The sequence below is a fragment of the Streptomyces sp. AA4 genome, from assembly GCF_000158875.1.
GTDB lineage: Bacteria > Actinomycetota > Actinomycetes > Mycobacteriales > Pseudonocardiaceae > Amycolatopsis.
The window spans coordinates 1,429,094-1,448,126 of record NZ_GG657746.1 but is presented as its reverse complement, the minus strand read 5'-3'; the positions used below and the strand labels follow the sequence as shown (position 1 = coordinate 1,448,126).

The window sequence follows — 19,033 nt, the reverse complement described above, 5'->3', positions numbered from 1 at the left end:
CCCGGCTTCCAAGCGCCGGGCGAAGCGTCCCACCTTCTGAGAGCCGTCAGCCGGGCAGCTTCGCCAGGTAGCGGCCGAATTCTTCGACCGCTGCGGCATTTCTCGGCCCTTCCACCAAAGCGGCGTACGGCAGCGCGAAGAAGCGTCCTTCCTTCACGGCCGGGATGTCGCGCAGGCCGGGGCGCGAGCGAAGGAAGTTCTCCTTGTCGGCCACGCTGCCGACCTCGCCGCCGTAGTCGTTGATGAGGATAACGTCCGGCGCGCGCTGGATCACGGCTTCCCAGCTGACGCTGGTCCAGCTGTCGTTGAGGTCCGCGAAGATGTTGGCACCACCCGATTTGGTGATGATTTCGTCCGGGCCCGCGTTCCGTCCGGAGGTGAATGGCTGGTCACGGCCGTCGTCGTAGAGGAACACCTTGGGTTTCGGCCGCCCGGCCGGCACCGCGTCCGTGACAGCGGCGACCCGTGAGCGGTACTCTTCGATCAAACGTTCTGCACGATCACTGATCCCGAAGATCTTCCCCAGATTGCGCACATCTGTGTACAGCGCGTCGAGCGGTCGCATGATCCCCCGCTGCTTGCCATTGCCGTTGCGGCACGCTTCGGTGAGCAAGTAGCTGGAGATGCCCAGCTTCGCGAGGGAATCCGGGGTGAACCCGGTTGCCTCGGAGAAGCCGTAGTTCCAGCCCGCGAACACGAGGTCCGCTCCCGCGCCCTGCACCACCTCACGGTTGATCTTCTCCGCGAGCTTGGGCACCTTGGCGAAATCGGCTTTCCACGGCGACGAGGCCACGCCGCTGGACTGTCCTTTGTCGACCACGTAACCGGCCATCCGGTCGCCCAAGCCGAGCGCGAACATCAGCTCGGTGATGCCGATGTCATTCGTCACGACTCGAGAAGGAGGTTTGGACACGGTCAACGACGAACCGCAATTGGTCACCGTCACGGGATACCCGGCCGGAGCTGCTCCACCGTCCCTTTCGGACACGTGAGCGCCGCAGCCGGTGGCGACGAGGGCGACCGTCACGAGCAACGCGACTGTCCTACGCATGACTGTCCTCCTGGGATTCGAGCAGGTCGAACAACAACTGCGGACGCCCCGTAGCGGGATGCGGCACGACATGCCCGCGCACTCCGAACACGTCGGCGAGCAAAGCCGGGGTGAGCACCTCGGCCGGGGTTCCGCTCGCGACGAGGCGGCCGTGGTCGAGCACGTGCACCACGTCGCACACGGCAGCGGCCAGGTTCAGGTCGTGGAGCGCGGCCAGCACCGTCGGTCCGCTGGCACGAGCGAGCGCGAGGACTTCGAGCTGGTGCCTGATGTCGAGATGGTTGGTCGGCTCGTCGAGCACCAGGAGCCGGGGCTGCTGTGCGAGGGCACGCGCGATCAGCACGCGTTGCCGTTCGCCGCCGGACAAGGTGAGCACGCCTCGCTCGGCCAGGTGCGTCAGGCCGACTTGAGCCAGTGCGTCGGCGCACAGCCGGTGGTCGGCTGCGCTCATGCGGTCGAGCAGGCCGTGGTGCGGCAGGCGACCCATCGCCACCACCTCGGCGACGGTGAAGTCGAACTCCGCGTGCGATTCCTGCGCGACCGCGGCGATCGCGCGCGCCCGCTTTCGCGGTGCCATCCCGTCGACCGGCTGACCGTCGACCAACACGGCTCCGGCTGAGGGCTTGAGCACTTGATAGACGGCGCGCAGAGTCGTCGACTTTCCGCTGCCGTTCGGGCCGAGCAGTCCGACGAATTGGCCTTGCCGAGCTTCGAGGGTCACGTCGTCGACCAGCTTGCGACCGGCCGCGGTCACGCTGACGCCGTCGAGCGAGAGGTCCATTCACGCACCTCCGAACACGTAGGCGCGGCGACGCATCAAGAGCAGGAACGCCGGTACCCCGACCGCCGCGGTCAGCACCCCGATCGGCAACTCCTCAGGCGCGGCGAGCACTCGCGCCGCGACGTCCACCCACACCAGGAAAACCGCGCCGGCCAGCGGTGCCACGGCAAGCACCCGGCGGTGATCGGCACCGACGACCAGCCGCACCAGGTGCGGAAGGATCAACCCGACGAAGCCGATCGCTCCGCTCACCGCGACCAGAACCCCCGTCATGGCAGCGCAAACGATGAACAGGAGAACCCGCAGCTTCCCGACGTCGACGCCGAGAGTCGTCGCCGCTTCGTCGCCCATGGCGAGCGCGTTGAGCCGGCCGGCCAGCGCCAGCAAGAGCAAAATCCCGCCGGCCACCACGATCGCGGCGATCGGCAGCGTGCCCCAATTCGCGCCGGCGAGACTGCCGAGCAGCCAAAACAGCGCCGACCGCGCGGCTTCGCCGTTCGGCGCTTGAAAGACGATGACCGTGGTGATCGCGAAAAACCCGTAAGACAACGTCGTTCCGGTGAGCACCAGACGCAGCGGCGTAAGTCCTTGCCGCGTACGGGCGACGAGATAGACGATCAAAGTCGCGACGAGCGCGGCCACGAACGCCCCGACCGACAACGCGTAGATCCCGAGCGACGCGAAGACGCCGAACAACGTCACCGCGGTCGCCCCGACGGAAGCGCCGGAGGAAATCCCCAGCACATACGGCTCGGCGAGTGCGTTGCGCACCATCGCTTGAATCGCGACGCCGACAGTCGACAGCCCAGCGCCGACGACCACCGCCAGCAGAACGCGAGGAAGCCGGAGATCCCAGATGATCCGGTACTCCCCGACCTCGTCCGGGCCGATCGTCCCGCCGAACAGCCCAGCGCGGAGAAAGGCCCACGTGTGAGTGACCGGCACCGCCACCGTCCCGATCCCGACAGCGACGACGATCGACCCGAGCAACACGACCACGAGCCCGAGCAGCACCGGCGTCAACGGCCGTCTCCGCTGAACGGCAACGGCCCCGACCTGGGATTCGCCACTCAACGGCGACGCGTCCGGCTGGCCCTGCGCAGTGCCACTCCGCGGCGACGCGTGCGGCTGGTCCTGGAATTCGCCACCCAACGGCGATACATCCGACTCGCCCTGCGCGATGCCAACCCGCGACGACGCGACCCACCGGTTCTGGAATTCGCCATTCAGCGACGACACATCCGGCTGTGCCTGCGAGGCGCCACTCCGCGACGACGCGACTCGCTGGTCCTCGGCTTCGCCGTTCAACGGCAATACATCCGGCTGCTCTTGCAATCCTCCAACCCGCGACGATGCGTGCGGCCGGTCCTGGAATTCGCCACCCAACGGCGACGCGTCCGAGTGCCCCTGCGAAGTGCCACTCCGCGGCGACGCATGCCGCTGGTCCTGGAGTTCGCCACCCAACGGCGATACATCCGACTCGCCCCGCGCGATGCCAACCCGCGACGACGCGACCCGCCCGCCCTGGGACTCGCCACTCAACGGCGACGCATCCGGCTGGCCCGGCGCGGTCTCAACTCGCGGCGACGTGACCCGCTGGTTCTGGGATTCGCCGATCCGCGGCAACGCAACCCGCTGAGTCGGGGATTCGCCAGCCCGCGGCGAAACGTGCTCCTCGCTCGAGGATCGGTCATCCAACGGCGAGCCAACGCCTCCACCAGAGCCAGTCAGATCACGGCTCTCCGCGGACTCGGCCCGCAGCTCGTCGATCGGCGACTCGGTGCCGTGCACTGCGTTGCCGCGAGATGGCGAATCCACCTTCGCCGCAGAACCACCCGGTCGGAACGAGTCGCGCGTACCGCCGTCGCCAGGAGATGGCGAACCACCCTCGCCATCCAGTGGCGAATCGCCCGAAGCACCGTCCCCGCGAGCACCAGAACCAGCCGACCCGCTGTCGCCACCAGACGGCGAAACACCCGAACCGCCCTCAGCGCGCGAATCTAAATCGGCAGCCTCGCCATCGCCGCTCGGTGGCAAAAGATCCGAGTCACCACGAGAACTCGAACCACCCGACACGCCCTCGCCACTCAACGGCGAGAGGCAACCGCCTTCCAGAAGATCCGGCGAATCACGGTCGCTAGCAGGCGGCGAAACCCCACCAGAACCACCGTCGCCGAAAACCGGCGAAGCCCCGCCCACCGCGGAGCCAGGACGAGCAGAACGCCTTTCAGAAGAAGACACCACCGGCGACGACCCAATCGAGACATTGGGCCCGCAAAAGACGGCAGCCGCCGGCGGCGGGAGTGTCGTCTCCCGCAGACCACGACGGGAGGGGACGAGGTTCGAGGAACCTCCGCCGGTATCGGGCTCGCCTTCGGCTCCGGAGAAGGAGCCGAAGGCCTACCGTTGCGGGTCAGCGCCGGATTTCGACCGGCTTCCGCGGCGGGGGTCCGAAAGACTCAGGACGGGGTCAGCCGACCTGACGGACGTTGGACGAGACCAGTGCCGCGAGGCGGTCGCCGATCGCCTGGGTCGCGCCCGGGGACGACTGGTCGCGCGTGGCGAGATCGAACGCCACCGAGGCCTCGATGCGCCGCGCCGCTTCCTTCTGGCCGAGGTGGTCCAGCAGAAGCGACACCGACAGCACCGCGGCGGTCGGGTCGGCGAGGCCCTGGCCGGCGATGTCCGGCGCGCTGCCGTGCACCGGCTCGAACATGCTCGGGTTCCGGCGCGTGATGTCGAGGTTGCCGCTGGCCGCGAGGCCGATGCCGCCGGTCACCGCGGCCGCGAGGTCGGTGATGATGTCGCCGAACAGGTTGTCGGTGACGATCACGTCGAACCGCGACGGGTCGGTGACCAGGTGGATCGTGGCGGCGTCCACGTGCGAGTACGCGACGGTGACGTCCGGGTGCTCCAGCGAAACCTCTTCGACGATCCGCGACCACAGGGAACCGGCGTGCTCCAGCACGTTGGTCTTGTGCACGAGCGTGAGGTGCTTGCGCGGACGCTCCTCGGCGCGGTTGAACGCGTCCGCGACCACGCGCCGCACGCCGAAGGCCGTGTTGACGCTGACCTCGGTGGCGATCTCGTGCTCGGTGTCCTTGCGCAGCAGACCGCCGTTGCCCGCGTACGGGCCTTCGGTGCCTTCGCGCACCACGACCATGTCGACGTCCCCGGCGTCGGCCAGCGGGCCGCGCACCCCGGGGTACAGCCGCGCCGGGCGCAGGTTCACGTGGTGGTCCAGTTCGAACCGCAGCCGCAGCAGCAGGCCGCGCTCGAGAATTCCGCTGGGCACCGTCGGGTCGCCGACCGCGCCGAGCAGGATCGCGTCGTGCTGGCGCAGTTCGCCGAGCACCGACTCCGGGAGCAGCTCCCCGGTGGCGTGCCACCGCGAGGCGCCGAGGTCGTAGTTCGTGATCTCCGCCGCCGGTGCTACCTCACCGAGCACCTTGAGCGCCTCGGAGACCACCTCGGGCCCGATCCCGTCCCCTGGGATCACCGCGAGCCGCATCCACACACCTCCGTAGCCCAGGCCACCGGGCGCACCGATGGCCCATTCGCACAAAAACGCCAGCAGCAGAAGGTTACCGGCCGTAGACAACCTGCCGTAGCCGCACCACCCTTATGCCGCATCCTCCCACAGGGTGAGACACCCGTTCGGGCGAACGGAAACGGGGGCTTGCCCAGGCCGGACAGCCTGCGCAAGCCCCCGCGTCCCGCTATGCGGCCACTTCCGCGGCATACCTCAAGTTCCCCTCATCGGGTGAACCAGGTCAGCCGCGCGGGACCTCCGATTCGATCCGCACGACCGAGGCGCGCTGCCCGGCCGCGTTGTGGTGCTCGATCGCCAGGAGGCCCTTGGCCTTGTCCCCCGCGACGGCGGCCTTGTTGCGGTTGACCACCAGAGCCGTGCCCGGCTTGGCGACGTAGCCCAGCGCCGCGTCGCCGCCGCCCTGGACCGAGTACGCCGGTGCGAGCACGTCGAACGACAGCGGAGTGCTGACCTGGTCGATCAACCCGTTCGAGGTACCCGGCGCGACGTAGTACCCGGCGGTGCCGACCGTGTAGCTGATCCGGTGCGACGCCTCCTTCGGGTCGATCCCGAGCGCGGCGATGCTGACCGGCAGCACCATCACGTTCGAGTCGAACACGTTGGTGTCGACGTCGCCGAGCTGCCCGTTGATCGCCTGCAGGTCCACCGACGGGTTGCCCGGCTTGGTCAGCGACACCGTGTTGACGAGCAGCACGTCCGACCCCTTGGCCTTCGTCACGAAGGTTTCGAAGTCCGGTTTGCCGTCGCCGTTGGTGTCGATGTCCACGAACGGCACCGTGTTGCTGCCGAGGTTCGCGAAATCGCTCCAGGTCGTGATGCCGAACGCCAGCGTCGCGTTCTCCGGCTCCCCCTGCGCCTTGGCGAGCGGGGCCGTCGACGCCGCGCCGATGTAGCGCAGGTCGCCGCCCTTCGCGGTGCGGTTGAGGGTGCAGTCGGACGTGACGTGCGAGTCGCATTCCGGCAGCTGCGGCGATTCGGCCTGCAGTTCGAGCACGCTGATCAGCGAGCGGTACCGCTGGGAGCCGCTGCCCTGGTCGATTCCCTTGCCGCCGAGGTTCAGCACGGCCTGGTCGGCGTTCGCGTTGAAGCGCACGCCGCCCGGAGTGGTGATCGCCGAAACCGGCTTCGGCGCCGAGTACACGGCCACCCGCAGCGGAACGGTCGCGCCGTTCTTCGGGGTGAACGCGACGCGGCCCGAGGCGTCGGCCACGAACTGCCGGGCGAGCCCGGCCTGCGAAGCCGCCATGGTCGGGTCGAGAACCTTGCGCAGCGCCTTCGGGTCGGCGATCTTCAGCGTCACCTTCACCGTCGCGACCCCGCGCGGGTTCAGCTTCACCGAGTTCTTGTCCACTGTGTACTCAACGCCGGGCAGGCTGTTGACCGCCTCGTAGCCCACCGAGTACTCGGTCGCCTTGACGCCCTTGTTGACCACCTTGATCGTCTTGCTCAAGGTGACCGGGCCAGCCGCCTCGACGGTGCCGAACGTGACGCTCACCGCGCCCGGATCGTCCTGCACGTACGCGAGAACCTGGTTGTCCAACGCGGCTTTCGCGTCGATCCGGCCGGCCCCGACGCGCTGCGGACCGTAGGTGTGGCCAGCGCCGTCAGTGATGTCGTGCACCGCAGTGCCCACGACGTCGGCCTTGACCTCTTCGACGCTCCAGTCCGGGTGCGCCTGGCGGACCAGCGCCGTGATGCCCGACGTGTGCGGCGCGGCCATCGACGTGCCCGAAAGGACGGTACGCCCGTTGCCGCTGCCGCGGAACGCCGACGTGATCGTGTCTCCAGGAGCGGCGACGTCCGGCTTCACCGACGGACCGCGTCCGCCGCGCGAGGTGAACGAGCTGGGAGTGTCCACGATGGACTGATCGTAGGTCTGCAGCGCCGTCCGCCCGGCTCCGTACAGCCGCACGGTGAGCGTGCCCGCGGTCAGGCCCGCCCGCACGGCCTGGGTGGCCTTGCCGGTGAGCTGGAACATCGGAACGGCCGCGTTGCCCGCGATACCCGCGCCGAAATGCTCCACAGTGGACGAAAGCAGCACGCCCTTCGCACCCGCGGCCTGCGCGTTGTTGGCCCGCGCCGCGGAACCGCACGGACGGGTGGCGTCGTTGTCGTCCCACTCCAGCCACGCGATCTTGCCCGCGACCTTTGCCTTGTCCTCAGCCGAATAGGCGGCGCACCCGGCGTTGTTGGCCGCCGAGATCGGCACCACCGGCGCGGTGAGGTCGAGGGTGTCGTAGCCGGTGTACTCCTGGCTGTACTGGCCCGGCTGCTGTCCGGCGGTCGGGGCCTTGACCTCGATCGCGTCCCGCAGTTCGCCCGCGTCGCGGCTGCTGGCCACGGTGAGCGCTTCCGGGGTGTTGCCCGGCGAACCGGCGATGTCGTTGATGTCGCCGCCGTTGCCCGCCGAGATCACCGGCAGCACGTTGTTCTGCGCGAGCTTGCGCACGAACAGCGAGTCTGGGTCGTCCGGCGCGCCGAAGTCGCTGCCCAGCGACAGGTTCACGACGTCGAGGTGGTCGGTGAAGTCGCCGTCGCCGTCCGGGTCGAGCGCCCAGTCCAGCGCCTGCGAGGTGACGTTCGTGGAACCCTTGCAGCCGAACACCTTGATCGCGTAGAGCAGTGCCTTGGGCGCGGTGCCCGGGCCGATCCGCATGGCGTCGAGGGTCTTCTTGTTCAGCTTCTTGTAGTCGCCGGTGAACGTGCTGCCGTCGGCGTTCACGCCGAAGCCGCCGATCGTGCCCGCGACGTGCGTGCCGTGCTCGCCGCACGCGATCGGGTTGGGGTCCGGTTTCGGCGTCGGCGAACCGGTCTTGCCCGCCGAGTCGTAGTCGTCGCCGACGAGGTCGGTGCCGCCGACCACCTTGGCGTTCGGGAACAGCGGCGACGGCTTCGCGCGGTCGACCGCCTGGTACGCCTCGGGCGTGCCCGGGCCGCCGAAGTCGGCGTGGGTGTAGTCGATGCCGTCGTCGATCACGCCGACGCGGATGTTGTCGCCGAACTTGCCGGTTTTCTGCCAGCTGGCAAGCGTGTTGGTGAGCTGGTCGGCGCTGGCGTTGGTGCGGTTCTTCGGCACGACCGTGCGCACCGAGACGACATCCGGCCGTTCCGCCAGCTGGCGGATCTTGGCCGCGTCCGCGGTGACGACGGCGCCGGGCACCGCGTTGGCCGTCTGCGTGATCAGTTTCGTGCCCGCGTCCGCGGACCGCAGCTGTCCCACGACAGAGCTGACCGCGGCGGCGACGTCGGCCTTGGCCGCCTTCGCTGCCTGCTTGGCCTTCTCCTTGCCCTTGCCCTGCTCCTCCTTGAACGCGTCCACCGCGGGTTTCTTGGCCAGCTCGACGAACGCGGTGATCTGCCCCTGCGCCGCGCTCAGCCGGGGCGAAAGCTTGCCCTCGACCTTGCTCGTGTCGACCTTCGCCGGAGCGACCGGCTCGGCCAGCGGCGCGCCCTGCGCGGACGCCGCGGGAACGGCGACGGCCGCCGCCAGCACCACCGCGGAACCCACGACCACCGAGCGGGCAGCCCACCCGGGCAACCGGGTTCTGCTCATCAGTAACCCCTTCTCGAGGCCCGGATCACGAACCTGCCGACGCTCTCCATTCGCACCCCCGACGGTGAGCACCGGCGCCGCACCGTGCTGTCACGGCGCGTGGTTCAGCCTCGCGGCAAGAACCTAGCTGTCCGAAACCCCTACTTTCGTGCGGAAAAAGCTCCGTTACCCGAATGTTGCCGGTGCGGGCGAACGCAGAACGGCCCCCTCCCCGGGAGTCCGGGAAAGGGGCCGTTCCTGGCGATCTGGACTAGTTGAAGTCGACGGCGCGGATGGTGTGCGCGCCGACGGTCGCCCCGATCGGCTCGAGCACGTTGGCGTCCACGTGCCGGTCGACGCGCAGCAGCATGATCGAGTCGGAACCGTCGGTGCTCTGGCTGATCTGCGCGGCCTCGATGTTGATGCCCGCCTCGCCGAGCAGCGTGCCGACGCGGCCCATGACGCCGGGACGGTCCGGGTACTCGATCACGAGCACGTCGCCCTCGGCGCGGAGGTCGAAGTGCCTGCCCTTGATCTCGACGATCTTCTCGACCTCGTCCTTGCCGGTGACCGAACCGGAGACAGTGAGCGTCGCGCCGTCGCCGTGCACCGCGCGGAGCGTGACCAGGCTGCGGAACTTCGGGCTCTCCGATTCGGAAACCAGCTCGGCCTGCACGCCGAGTTCCTCGGCCAGCCGCGGCGCGTTGACGAAGGTGACCTGGTCCTCGACCACGCCCGCGAACAGCCCGCGCAGCGCCGCCAGCTTGAGCACCGCGGTGTCCTCGCTGGAGATCTCGCCCTTGACCTCGACGGTCAGCGACGTCGGCGCCTTCGGGTTCAGCGCGGTCAGCACCTGGCCGAGCTTCTGGGTGAGCGACAGGTACGGCCGCACGTGCTCGCCGACCGCGCCGCCGCCGGACACGTTCACCGCGTCCGGCACGAAGTCGCCGCGCAGCGCCAGCAGCACCGAACGCGCGACGTCCGTGCCCGCGCGGTCCTGCGCCTCGGCGGTGGACGCGCCGAGGTGCGGCGTGACGACGACGTTCGGCAGGTTGAACAGCGGGCTCTCGGTGGTCGGCTCGGTGACGAACACGTCGATGCCCGCGCCGCCGACGTGCCCGCTGCGCACCGCGTCGGCCAGCGCTTCCTCGACGATCAGACCGCCGCGCGCGGCGTTGACGATGATCACGCCCGGCTTGGTCTTCTTGAGCGCCTCGGCGTCGATGAGACCCTTGGTCTCCGGCGTCTTCGGCAGGTGGATGGAGATCGCGTCGGCGCGTTCCAGCAGCTCGTCGAGGGTGACCAGCTCGATGCCCAGCTGGCCGGCGCGCGCGGCCGAGACGTAGGGGTCGTACGCGATGAGCTTGGCCCCGAAAGCGGCGAGCCGCTGGGCGAACAGCTGGCCGATCTTGCCGAGCCCGACGACGCCGACCGTCTTGCCGTTGATCTCGACGCCGGAGAACGAGCTGCGCTTCCACTCGCCGCCGCGCAGGCTCTGGTCGGCGGCGGGAACGCGGCGGGCGACCGCGAGCAGCAGCGCGACCGCGTGCTCGGCGGCGGAGACGATGTTCGACGTCGGCGCGTTCACCACGAGCACGCCGCGCTCGGTGGCGGCCGGGACCTCGACGTTGTCCAGGCCGACGCCCGCGCGGGCGACGACCTTCAGCTGCGTGGTCGCCCCGAGCACCTCGGCGTCGACCTTGGTGGCGGATCGGACCAAGAGCGCGTCGGCGCTCTTCACCGCCTCGAGCAGAGCGGGACGGTCGGTGCCGTCCACGTGCCGGACCTCTACCTCTTCACCGAACACACTCAGCACGGAGGGCGCGAGCTTCTCCGCGATGAGGACTACGGGTTTGCTGGGCTTGGTCACGATGCGGCTCCCACTATCTGGTCACGAAATCGAGGACGCTCTCTCGCGGCGCACGTCGTTGTGCCCGGACTGGCGGGAGTTTAACGCGGTGCGCTGACAGCCCGCTGCCCCCGCTGTTCACTTGTTTGTAATCCGGTGAAGACAAGCGTCATCAGGCGCTCTGTACCGCCTTCTCCCGGAAGGTGGGATCCGGCCCAGGAAGCGCCGTGCAGCAACAAAAGCAGCTCCCGGACCGTCACGTCGGCACGGAAAACCCCGGCCGCCTGCGCCCTGTCCACCAGGTGGGACGCGGCTTCCCGCATCGCCTCGCAGGACGCGTGCAGCCGCGACTCCGGATCGTCGAACGCGTCGGCCAGCATTTCGGTAAGCCCGCGGTAAACGGCGGAGGTCTCGCCGAAGCCGATCAGCCAGGTGTACAGCCCGTCGAGCGGGTCTTCGGCGAGCAGCAGTTCGCGCGCCCTTTCCGCCTGGGTGTCGAACCGGTCCCGCAGCAGCGCCTCGATCAGGTCTCCCCTGGTCGGGAAGTGGCGATAAAGGGTGCCGATCCCGACGCCGGCGCTGCGGGCGACGTCTTCGAGCGAGGCGTCGACGCCGCGTTCGGCGAAGGCACGCCTCGCTTCGGCCAGCAGGCGTTCGTAGTTGCGGCGGGCGTCCGCGCGCATCGGCTTGGCGTCGGTCATCTCGGATCCGAGTTTATCCGGTGACAAATCGGAGGATACCTCCGTATAGCAACCGGAGGCAGCCTCTGCTTCTGGGGTGCGTCCTCAGTGGACGTATCGGCCTTGGCTGCGCCCGATCGACGCCGCACCCCGCGGCCAGGAACTTCTTGGAGCCTGTTGTGAATCAGTTCGCGAAGCGCACCGCCGACACCGAAGGCGGGGCGCGGTGACCGTCGGAATCTGGACTTTTTCCTTTGACGGCAAGGAAATCGGCGAAGTACGCGCCGCGGCCCGCGAGGTCGAGTCGCTGGGCTTCACCGCGCTGTGGTTCGGCGAATACCGCGGCCGGGAGGCGTTCACCCAGGCCGCATTGCTGCTCGAGGCCACTACGACGCTGCCGGTGGCGACAGGGATCGCCCGGTTTTCCGAACGATCAGCGGCGTCCGCCGAAGCCGCTGGACGCACGCTGTCAGAGGCGTACCCCGGACGGTTCACGCTGGGACTCGGCGGACATCGGCCCGGCGGCGGAGGCAGTGCGATGCAGGACTACCTCGACGCCATGGATGCGGCCGACCTGGACTTCGCTTCCGGTTCCCGGCCGCGTCGGCTCCTCGCCGCCCTCGGACCCAAAATGCTGAAGCTAGCGGCAGCCCAGACCGACGGCGCGCACACGTACTTCGTCCCTCCAGAGCACACCGCGCTCGCCCGGGAAACGATGGGACCCGACGCGTACCTCGCCGCCGAACAAGCCGTCGTCCTTGAGGCGGATCCGTTGCGCGCGCGGCAGATCGCTCGCGAACACGTCGCCGGCTACGTGCGCATGGCTCCACACCAACGGGCGAATCTGCGCCGCCTCGGCTACTCGGACGAAGATCTGGCCAACGGCGGCAGCGACCGGCTCGTCGACGCGATCGTGGCCTACCGCAGCGAACAGGAAGTCGCCGACCGAATCCGCGCCCACCTCGACGCCGGCGCGAACCACGTCTGCGTCCAGGTCCTCGGCACCGGACCGGAGATCCCGGTCGACGGCTGGCGTCGTCTCGCCCCGCTGGTTCTCTGATCGCCGACGGGTTCTCTTGAAGTCCCGGTGGGGGCTTTCACTAGCCTCTCCCGAAAGCCCCCACCCGGACCAGCTCCCGACCTCTCCGCCGCACCCGATTCGCCCGGCCGCCCCGCGCCCCGCCGAAGCCCACCCGGAGGCCGAAACCCCAGCTCACCACGGATTCGCCACTAAACGGCGAAACTGCTCATCCCCTGCATACGGGCACTTTCTCGTTCCACCCAGACCTTCCCACGCCTCCGCGTCTATCGCGGCAAACCCAGCGAGCACTTCCCCTGAACGGGCGACGCGGACGGAACCGTTTCGCCGTCCGGCGACCACAACCCGCTGTTATCTTCGCGGGACGCCTCGCCCGCGTTCGCCCCGGGAGCCGCCGGTGTTCACGAAGCTCGCCCTCGCCGTGTCGCGGTTGGTAGAACTGGTCTTGCTGGTACTGGGAATCGCCGCCCTCGTCCAGGACAACAACGTTCCCGTCCTTCTCTTCTGGGATCTGCTCGCGCTGATCTACCTCGGCATCCGGATCGCGCGAGTGTCCCGCAGCCGGAAAATCGACCACACCGACTCCCGATGGCTGAAAGGCGTGCTCGGCCGTCGGCTCGGGCTGCTGTTCACCCTGCTGACCAGCCTGGTCGGCGTCACCAGCGGGCTCTCGATCGTCTTGCCGGAAACGGCGGGCATCGACCCGACCGAGGCGAAAATCGTCGGCGTCCCCGCGGTCCTGCTGGCCTGGGCGATCCTGCACTTCGGCTACGCGGAACGCTACGCCCAGATGTATTACGACAGCCTCCCCACCCGACACTTCAGCTTCCCCGAAACCGAGCGTCCCACGCTGGCCGATTTCACCTATTTCGCCTTCACCATCGGGACGAGCTTCGCCGTCTCGGACGTCGAAACGCGCACGACGCCTATCCGTTCCCTCGTGCTCGCGCACAGCGTCCTGTCGTTCATGTACAACACCGCCACGCTCGGCATCGCGGTCAGCGTCATCACCGGCGGACATTGACCCTTCTGAGTTACAGTTGTCCTTGCGCGGCAGGGGCCGCGTCCTGTCCGCGGAAAGGGCTGAGCCCACCCCCGCACCACGAGTTGCAGAGCTTCTCCTTACTTCCCTGCCCGGTGCCGGCGGACCACGGGGCGCGCAAGGGAAGAAAGGACTCCCTGATGACGGCCTTGCCCGCCAACCCCGACCTCGGCCAGCTCCGCAAACAGGCCAAGGAACTCGCCCGCGCCGACTCGATCGCACTGTCGGAAGCGCAGTTCCGGCTCGCTCGCCGCTACGGATTCCCGAGCTGGCCGCAACTTCAGGCGTACGTCCGCCGAATCGCCGAGCACGGGCCGGACGTCCAGCACGCCTACCACCAGGACGTCGAGTACTACCACGACCGCGCCCTCGGCCTCCTCGCCTCAGCCGAAGACGGCACTCCCGACGCCCGCGCCGCCTTCGCCCGCCATAAACAACCGCTGACCCGCACCGGCGCGCTGACCGTCATCGCCAGGGAGCACGGCCTCCCGACGTGGCGGGCGTTGAAGGCCCACGTCGCGGATTTGCCGAAAAACGGCGAACCCTTCGCCCGGGCCTATCAACTGGTAGAAGCCCAAGACGTCGACGGTCTGACCGCACTGCTCGCCGATGCCCCGCACCTGGCCCACGCCCGAGGCACCAACGGGAACGATCTCCTCGGCATGGCCTCCGCGACCCATGACGAACGCCTCGTCCGCGTCCTGCTCGCTCACGGCGCCGATCCCGCACGAGCCAACGCACACGGTTGGACTGCCTTGCATCAAGCTGCTTACAGCAACTTACCATTGATCGCCGACATGTTGATCAACGCTGGCGCGCCCCTGGCCGTTTCCGGCCGCGGTGACGGCGGAACCCCGCTCATCGTGGCCTTGTTTTGGGGAAATCGCGCTGTTGCCGAAAACCTGGCAACGCACGAACGGTCTCCTCACAACCTGCGCGTCGCAGCCGGTCTCGGCGACGCCGCACTGCTGGATGAACTCGTCAGTCCAAAGGGGACTCTTTCTCCGGCAGCCGGCGCACACCGTGAGTTCTACCGTCCGCACAGCGGTTTTCCATCCTGGCAGCCAACAAACGACCCCAGGGAGATCCTCGACGAGTCCCTCGCCTGGGCCGCCCGCAACAACCAAGTAGCCGCACTCCGCACCCTGGCCGCGCGCGGCGCAAACCTGGACGCCGACGTCTACCGCGGCACCGCTCTTATCTGGGCAGCAACGTGTGGCCACTCAGCGGCAACAGAAACGCTGCTGTCACTCAGCGCGAACGTCAACCACGTCGGCACCTTCGGCGGCCCACGCCACGGCGTCGGCGTCACGGCATTGCACCTGGCCGCCCAGAGCAACCAACTGGACGTCATCGAAATCCTCGTAGCCGCCGGCGCCGACCTCACCGCCCGCGACGCCCTGTGGGACAGCACCCCCGAAGGCTGGGCGGAAGCGTGCGACAGCCCCGACGCCCAAGAACTGCTGCGCCGCCTCCGTCGCCACTAATCGGCAACTCTCCCGCGCTAGACAACCGGAGTCGGTAGTCCGTATCTTAACGGACTACCGACTCCGGTTACCCCGGCACCCTGCGGAGGCCCTCATTCACACGCCACGCGACCTGTTCGACCAGCTCTCCTCTGGAATCACCGACGGCCGCTTCGCCGACCTCGCCAAGCTCTACGCCGAATACACCGTCGTAGAGCACCCCACCGCAATACCCAGGCCCGGACGTTTGGAGGGCCGCGCCGCACTTCACGACCGTTTCGTCAGCGGCCTCGGCCAAACCCTCCATCTCAAGCGGCACGACGTGACCGTCCACGAAACCGCCGACCCCGAGGTCATCGTCGCCGAATACCAGTACACCGCCGAGTCACGGAAAACCGGCCAGACGACCGAAACGGCCAACATCCAAGTCCTCCACGCCCGCAACGGACTCCTCACCCACACCCGTGACTATCACGACTACCTGCGCCTGGCCGCCATCCAAAACGCGACCGCCGGCCTAGCCGAGGCGTACGCCCAAGCGCCCGCTTACGAACCTCGCCCCATCGCACCTCGCCCGGCCGGACTCTTCGCCGCGAACAGCCGCGAAGGCGTATTCCAACGAGTCGTCTTCGGCGTCGCCGACGGCCGCTGGTCCGAACTCCCCGACCTCTATGCGGCAAAAACCGATGTCCGACACCCGTTCCTGCCAGGTGTCCCCGTCCTCCGCACTCGAGACGACCTCCGCACCCACTTCGCCGCCGGTGCTGCACTCGCTCTCCACATCGAAGTGACAGACCTGGTGCTCCACCTGGGCACCGACCCAGAAGTCATCATCGGCGAGTCGACCTATGTAGGCGAAACCAGCGGCGGGTGCCGTTCCAGGTGAACAACATCTTCGCAATGCGCATCCGAGACGGAGAGATCGTCGAATCCCGCGACTACGGCGACCACCTCGCCCTTGCCGCAGCCACCGGCCGTCTACCGGAACTCATCGCCCGCGTCGCCGAATAGCAGCAACTCCTCCACGGTGTCGCCACCAAACGGCAACACCTCGGCCGCCGCTGGACCGGCGTCGCCGCTGAGCGGCAACAACTCGATGCCAGGCACCTTGACCGATCAGCAACACCCGCTCGCCGCTCACCGGCAAACCTCGCCGCCACGCACGTCGCCACTCATCGGCAACGACTGCCGTCGACTCCTTCGCCATTCAGCAGCAACTGCCGCCAGCACAGGCCACGCCGTTCAAAGGGCAGCACTCGTCAGCGCAGCATTAGCCGCTCAACGACAAGCACACGCCGTCACAGCCTCGCCGCTGAACGGCAAGCATCATCACTGCTCTCGCCACCGAACGGGAAACAACCCGCCCTCGCAGCTCTCGCTGCTCGGCCACGTCCCGCAACTCTCGCCGCTGGGCGGCGAATGCCCGCCCCGCGGTCTGGCGGCAACCCATCCCGACGGCTTTCACCGACCAACGGCAATTCATCCCGCAGGCCGCCATCCAACCGGCCACGCCCACTCTCCGCTGAACCGCAACGCACCCCGCAGCAACTTTCGCCATTAACTGGCAAATACCTCTGACCAGCACCGACACGCCAAATCTCCGCCAGCCAACCGCGCACGCCCTAGTCGCTTCCAGTGACCTCACCGGTGCCACCACGCTCTTCAACAACCTTCGCAAGAGCCGAAGCCACCAACGCCACAGCCGGATCCCCATCCCCCGCCAACCGCCGCAACGCTCCCTGCGCAAGGGTCCCCGGCATCTCCGCAAGCGCCTGCGTCAACCGGATCCGCACCGCGGAATCCGCAGGGTGCGCCGCCACCGCATCCATCAACGCGTCGACAATCCCGTCCACGTCCCCATCCGCCAACGCACCCAAAACCTCAGCCGCCTCGACGTCGTTTCGCCCTTCAACGACCATTTCGACAAGCGTCGGCACAGCCTCCTCGACACCACGCGCTCCCAATGCGAGCGCCGCATGCCGACGGACCACAGCGTCCGAGGCAGCGAGCGCGTCCATCAATACTGCAGTCGCCTCGTCGCCGGGCAACTCGATGAGCGCCAGAATCGCGCGTCGGCGGATGTCGGCATTCTCCGAGCGGAGACCGGACGCCACGTTCGCCACCATGTCGCCACCGGTCCGGGCGAGGGCCCATCGCAAGGCACCGGCGACGTTCGGATCGGATTCGGCGAGAACTGCTTTGGCCAAGACCTCAGCAGGGACCGGCACATCGTCGGCGGGGGCCAAAACGGCCTGCTGCCGACGCGCGGCACCAGGTGAATTGAGCCCGCGCAGCAACTCGACGATCCGCAAGGCACCCTCCCATCCGGAGGGTGCCGAGGCATCGACCGCACGGAGCCGGTCGAGCAGTTCCCGCTCCCGTTTCAGCCGGTCTTCGGTCCGCCGGATGAGGTCGCCGACCAGCTCCGCCGGTACGAAGGCGGGGTCCTCCAGCGCCCGGCCGATCTGCCGGAGCGACATCCCGAGAGACCGGAGGCTCTCCACGTGGAAGATCCGGCGGATGTCGTCGGCGGAGTACTCGCGATAGCCGCCCACGGTGCGGCCGGTCGGCCGCACCAGCCCGAGGGCGTCGTAATGCCGGAGCATCCGAGTGCTCACCCCCGAGCGGCGGGCGACCTCGCCGATCAGCACGCGGTTTCCTGAGCCCGCTCCGGACCGAGCGCGACGATCCGCTTCGCCTCGTCCACGGCTTGGTCGAAACCGGTGTCCGGGTCACGCAGTAGCCGCTCAGTGGCGACAGCGTGCGCCCGGACGGTCGGGTCGGTGCTCGTCAACGCGGCCTCCAGCGCCGGCTCGATCACGGGACCGAGCGCGACCAACGCCCGGCTGAGGCTGAGCTGCAGCGTTCGGTCGCCGCGGCCGAGTTGTGTCACCAGTTCTGCGGCCAGCCCGGCCTTGTCCTCGTCTGGCACGAGGACAACAGCCGCCCGCCAGGCGCTTCTCGCGACCTCGTCGTGGGCGTCGCGCAGCAACGATCGGGTGATCGCCGGCCACACGTCCCGGTCGCCGATTTTGGACAACGTGTGCAGCGACTGGCTCCTGGCCTGCGCCACCGGAGACCGCAACTCCGCGAGAAGCCGTGGCACCGTGTCCTCCGCCGGGAACCGGGTCAGCGCCCAGGTGAGCATGTCGCGCACGAAAAAGTCCGGCTCGATCGCGCACCGTGCGACGAGCGCCTCGACGAGGCCAGGGCCGTCCGGGTGCGTTCCGATCGTCAGCGCGACCTGCAGCCGCGTCGACGAGTCCCCGGAGCCCAACGCCTCGATCAGCCGCGTGAGCTGGGAATTCATCTGTGTCGAGTTCATCGGGATCACCTCCGCCGACCAGTGAAGACCTTGTCACGATGTCAATGTCAAACCCGGCGGGCAAAAGATCGGCAACAGGAGTCGTCGCCGCTCAGCGGCGAAAGCCGATCTACGCCCGATCCGCACCGACAGCGACGCCGACGATCGTGCACGGTTCGGTGCCATGGTTTCGCCAGGCGTGCCGCGTGCCGTTCTGGACGAGGACATCGCCTGCCCGCAAGATCGTCTGGTCCCCGTCGTCCAGCTCCAACGTGACCTCGCCCGACACGACCAGCACGTAATCGAGGCTGTCGGTGGTGTGCATGCCCGGTGCGTCGGGTTCCATCGCGCTGGCCGCGCCGGGTGCCTGCTGCTCCAGCTTCTCCCAAGCTGCTGGTAGGTCGACATCCGGCGACGGCGTCAGCTTGCCAGGCGCGATCGTGTTGATCATGAACCGCGAACCGTCCCTCGGCGGGTAGTGCGCCTCGGCGCGACGCGGCGAACCGTCGTCCGGGAACAACGGTCGCTCGTCCCGGCCCCACAGCCGGTAGATCGCGCAGCCAGGCATCAAATCGGAAGTGATCGGTTCGACGGCGCCGTCGGCGACCACGCGGGACTTGCCGTCGGAGTCGTGTCCGGTGACTACTCGGCGAACCTTCGTGTGTGTCATTTCGATCGCCCCTCAGTACGACAGCGTATGGATACTGATGCGTATCCATACGCCACCGTATCCAGC

General features: G+C 68.3%; 14 protein-coding genes and 1 riboswitch. Of the genes, 4 read left to right on the top strand and 10 right to left on the bottom strand.

Annotated features, from left to right (window positions below; genetic code table 11):
* Positions 1-46 precede the first annotated feature (46 nt).
* The 7 genes from SSMG_RS06815 to SSMG_RS06785 form a co-directional block, all read right to left on the bottom strand.
* On the bottom strand, positions 47-1,027 hold the full coding sequence (locus tag SSMG_RS06815) for an ABC transporter substrate-binding protein (RefSeq protein ID WP_234392805.1): 981 nt from the start codon (positions 1,025-1,027) through the stop codon (positions 47-49).
* Between the two features lie 16 nt (positions 1,028-1,043).
* The gene (locus SSMG_RS06810) at positions 1,044-1,832 is read right to left on the bottom strand and encodes an ABC transporter ATP-binding protein (protein ID WP_009074051.1); all 789 of its coding nucleotides are present in this window, start codon (positions 1,830-1,832) and stop codon (positions 1,044-1,046) included.
* Positions 1,833-2,810, bottom strand: coding sequence for an iron ABC transporter permease (locus tag SSMG_RS06805; RefSeq protein ID WP_286157028.1), 978 nt, complete (start codon positions 2,808-2,810; stop codon positions 1,833-1,835). It lies immediately after the preceding gene.
* 1,381 nt (positions 2,811-4,191) lie between these two features.
* A riboswitch (cobalamin riboswitch) is annotated at positions 4,192-4,271 on the bottom strand.
* A gap of 31 nt (positions 4,272-4,302) precedes the next feature.
* Complete coding sequence (locus SSMG_RS06800; protein ID WP_009074046.1) at positions 4,303-5,343, bottom strand: 3-isopropylmalate dehydrogenase; 1,041 nt, start codon at positions 5,341-5,343, stop codon at positions 4,303-4,305.
* A gap of 262 nt (positions 5,344-5,605) precedes the next feature.
* Positions 5,606-8,938, bottom strand: a complete 3,333-nt coding sequence (locus tag SSMG_RS06795) for a S8 family serine peptidase (protein ID WP_037712824.1) — start codon at positions 8,936-8,938, stop codon at positions 5,606-5,608.
* 250 nt (positions 8,939-9,188) lie between these two features.
* Positions 9,189-10,787, bottom strand: a complete 1,599-nt coding sequence (serA, locus tag SSMG_RS06790; protein WP_009074043.1) for a phosphoglycerate dehydrogenase — start codon at positions 10,785-10,787, stop codon at positions 9,189-9,191.
* Positions 10,788-10,867: 80 nt separating this feature from the next.
* The gene (locus tag SSMG_RS06785; RefSeq protein WP_037712819.1) at positions 10,868-11,467 is read right to left on the bottom strand and encodes a TetR/AcrR family transcriptional regulator; all 600 of its coding nucleotides are present in this window, start codon (positions 11,465-11,467) and stop codon (positions 10,868-10,870) included.
* Between the two features lie 205 nt (positions 11,468-11,672).
* On the opposite strand from SSMG_RS06785, the gene SSMG_RS06780 reads away from it, so the two are divergent.
* The 4 genes from SSMG_RS06780 (at position 11,673) to SSMG_RS46675 (ending at position 15,879) form a co-directional block, all read left to right on the top strand.
* On the top strand, positions 11,673-12,506 hold the full coding sequence (locus SSMG_RS06780) for a TIGR03620 family F420-dependent LLM class oxidoreductase (protein WP_037712817.1): 834 nt from the start codon (positions 11,673-11,675) through the stop codon (positions 12,504-12,506).
* Between the two features lie 376 nt (positions 12,507-12,882).
* Positions 12,883-13,509, top strand: coding sequence for a DUF1345 domain-containing protein (locus SSMG_RS06775; protein WP_009074037.1), 627 nt, complete (start codon positions 12,883-12,885; stop codon positions 13,507-13,509).
* 158 nt (positions 13,510-13,667) lie between these two features.
* Complete coding sequence (locus SSMG_RS06770) at positions 13,668-15,014, top strand: ankyrin repeat domain-containing protein (RefSeq protein ID WP_009074035.1); 1,347 nt, start codon at positions 13,668-13,670, stop codon at positions 15,012-15,014.
* Between the two features lie 43 nt (positions 15,015-15,057).
* Positions 15,058-15,879, top strand: a complete 822-nt coding sequence (locus SSMG_RS46675) for a nuclear transport factor 2 family protein (RefSeq protein ID WP_353611793.1) — start codon at positions 15,058-15,060, stop codon at positions 15,877-15,879.
* 736 nt (positions 15,880-16,615) lie between these two features.
* Here SSMG_RS46675 and SSMG_RS06760 read toward each other — a convergent pair.
* The 3 genes from SSMG_RS06760 to SSMG_RS46670 all read right to left on the bottom strand — a co-directional run bounded on the left by SSMG_RS06760 (position 16,616) and on the right by SSMG_RS46670 (position 18,967).
* Positions 16,616-17,644, bottom strand: coding sequence for a MerR family transcriptional regulator (locus SSMG_RS06760; RefSeq protein WP_009074031.1), 1,029 nt, complete (start codon positions 17,642-17,644; stop codon positions 16,616-16,618).
* Positions 17,638-18,318 (bottom strand): HEAT repeat domain-containing protein, encoded by a 681-nt coding sequence (locus SSMG_RS06755; protein ID WP_009074029.1) that lies wholly within the window; start codon positions 18,316-18,318, stop codon positions 17,638-17,640. The genes SSMG_RS06760 and SSMG_RS06755 overlap by 7 nt, the downstream gene beginning before the upstream one ends.
* Before the next feature lie 109 nt (positions 18,319-18,427).
* Complete coding sequence (locus SSMG_RS46670; RefSeq protein WP_009074027.1) at positions 18,428-18,967, bottom strand: cupin domain-containing protein; 540 nt, start codon at positions 18,965-18,967, stop codon at positions 18,428-18,430.
* Positions 18,968-19,033 lie beyond the last annotated feature (66 nt).